Below are 2890 nucleotides of genomic sequence, written 5' to 3'. Positions count from 1 at the left end.
GATTTAAAGCTAACACCTGGTTTAAAAATCTTGATATAGTTTTATTGATAATTTTACTATCTGCTTTTATTTTTTCCATTAGTCTATCATCATGTACACGACCTAAAGCTTGACTTCCAGACCCTTCACTTGAAGAGCTTAGATTTCCACCTACTATAAACTCATTTATCTTTTTATCTATATAATTGATAGATTTTTCAAAGTCCACCTTTGAACCAAATTTTAAAGTATCAATATCCATATCTTTTTGAAACATACCAATACTTGTAGATTTTAGTTCCATCATAGCACCAAAAAGTTCATCTGCTTTTTTAGTATCACTTAAATCATCTACTTTTATAATAAGTGGTGGAACTGCTGCTTTATCAAAATACTCTAAATTTAGAGTGATAATAGTATGTTTTAAAATCGCACTCCATAAAAGTTTATAAGCTATAGAACTATTTTGAAGTTTTGAGTTATCGACTTTGTGTTGATGGATGATAAGTCTATTTTTATCTATTGTATCAATATATGATTTTTTTTCATCACTATTATTAAAGTATAGTTTTGAAACACCTTTTAAAATCTCTTCATTTAAAAGTGTTGGCATAATAGCTTTATGTGATATTGGTAATATTAGATTGTCTTGGATTTCATATACAATATTTGACATACTAATTCCAAAATACATATCATTTGCTATAGATTTTAATAAATCTTCCATATCAAAATTTTCTAAAACTTTATCAATTATGATTTTTTCTTTTGGAGTAGATTCAATAGCAAAAGGTAAAGATAACAAAGCATCTTTTCTAGTTTCAAGTTTACCACTTATATTTAAATCACAATTTAAAACTTTTTGATATATTCCCATAAGCTGATTTAAATCGTTTGATAATATAGCAGCTTTTACCACACTAAAATTTAGAAGTTTTGCTTCATTTTCATTTGTTATATCTAGTTTTATATTTCTTCCAAGTGTTGGCTTGAATTTATCTAATATTTTGTTGAAACTTTTCATAAACATTCTTTTATCCTTTTTTTGTTTTATAAACCGTGTTTAAATTATGTTTAACTCGGCACACAACTGTTTAACTATTTTTATATGATACATAATACTCATTTGTCTTTTTTTAGCTATATTTGCTAAGTCTAAGGCTTTTGCGATTACTAAAAACTTTATTAACAATCTTATAATCTACCCTACCATTACTTTTTAAGTTTCTATAAGCCATTTCAAGGGCATCTAGCAAGTCATCATGTGGTGCTTTTGGATATGTCATCAACTCTTCAAGTAGTAGATCATCGTTTTCATTTATCACTATAGTATTATCTTTGATAAGTGGAGCAAGGCTATTTAATCTTAACTCTTTGTTTACTGTATTTCTATACTCTTTGACATTAAGGAATATTCCTAACTTTGAAGCTTCCTTTTTTAGTACATCTTTGAAAAACTCTTGATAAGCTACAGTTTCAACACTCATAACAGTACGAGCTAATGAATCATATTTTACATATAACTTTATAATTTTAGGTATAAGATTGACAGGACTTGTTTTATATCCATTTACTAAGGCATAAAATCTTTTATCTTCATCTTTATATCCTAAAACAGCAATAGCAAAATAATCTCCATTCTTTTTACCCATTGCAGGATCTAAAGCTATACTATACATATCACATTTAGGCATATCTTTATAAGTTTTATATCCACCAAATAAAATATCATCAGCACTTACAGGTATGTTTTGTCTCTCTTGTATAAATGAAGCTTTATCTTCTTGGTACTCATCATGTATCTCTTCAATATCTAACTTTGGATTGTCTAAAGTCCAATTTTTATAAGTATCAGCAAACTCTCTAACTAATGGAAAGTTTTGATAATAAACACCTTTTAGTTTTGTCAATCTAGTTAATACACTATCAAAATGTAAAATAGTACCAGGGATTATGATGTTGTAATGCTTAGTTAAACTTGGTAATTTTCGTATAGCTTTTTTATACCAATTTTCTAACTTATCTCTATATGCTTTACTTAAAACATTCTCATCATTTTCAAAGTCATCTAAGATTATTAAATCTGGTCGCCATGATAAAAAGACAATACCTCTTATTTTTACACCAGCACCAAAGCTTTGTATTTTCATAAGATGATCATCTACTAAAAGAACTATATCTTGAATTCTATTGTTTTGTACAACGATATTAAAGTCAAACTTTAGATTTTCATTATCTTCTAATTCAGTTCTTATAAACTCTAAAATATCATCACTTAAACCTTGTGATGCAGATATGATAACTATAAATCTTCTATTTTTACGAGCAGTTTCCCACAAACTATAAAGCTTTGATATAGTTGTAGTTTTAGCAGCTCCCCTATATGCTGTAAATATAATTACCTTATATTCTTTGGTTAAAGTATCTATATTATTATGTATATAATCTCTAAAATAACTACTTTCTTTTTTGACATTTTCAATATGATGTGAAAAATATGTTTTGATAAAATAAAAAAAATCTTTTTTAGCTCGTTTAATTCTAGCATTTTTATTGCCATCAGTTAATCGTGGAAGTGCTTTTAAAAGTAGTTTTAATTCATTTATCTCATTCTTATGCATCTTTGAGTAAATCCTCTAAAATTCTATCTGCATTATCTGCTAAGAATTGAGCCACTTGTTGCTGCTTTAATTCAATACTTAAATTTGCTAACTTAGTGATAACCTCTTTTATAATTTGTGTCTTTTTAACTTTTACATCAGTTTTATTATCAGGTATTTTTAACTTATAATAAGTTCGTGCAAAGCTTTCAAGTTTTAAAAGTTTCTTTTCAATATCACTTTCAGCCAATTCAATAAGTGTCTTATCAAACTCTTTTATTAAAACAGATAAAAATACTTTCTCTTTATCT

The 2890-nt window shown here is 26.6% G+C and carries 2 protein-coding genes and 1 pseudogene; all 3 read right to left on the bottom strand.

What is annotated here, in order from left to right; genetic code table 11:
* Positions 1–1003: DUF935 family protein (locus QZZ48_RS15210; protein ID WP_294967105.1), on the bottom strand; the 1003-nt coding region annotated here is incomplete at its 3' end.
* Positions 1004–1115: 112 nt separating this feature from the next.
* Positions 1116–2600 (bottom strand): phage terminase large subunit, encoded by a 1485-nt coding sequence (gene terL / locus QZZ48_RS15205; RefSeq protein ID WP_294967104.1) that lies wholly within the window; start codon positions 2598–2600, stop codon positions 1116–1118.
* Positions 2593–2890 (bottom strand): annotated as a pseudogene (locus QZZ48_RS15200) (resolvase); the annotation flags it as partial. The gene terL and the pseudogene QZZ48_RS15200, both read right to left, overlap by 8 nt.

It is taken from the genome of Sulfurimonas sp. (assembly GCF_016744025.1).
GTDB lineage: Bacteria > Campylobacterota > Campylobacteria > Campylobacterales > Sulfurimonadaceae > Sulfurimonas.
This window is presented reverse-complemented; position numbering and strand designations above follow the sequence as displayed.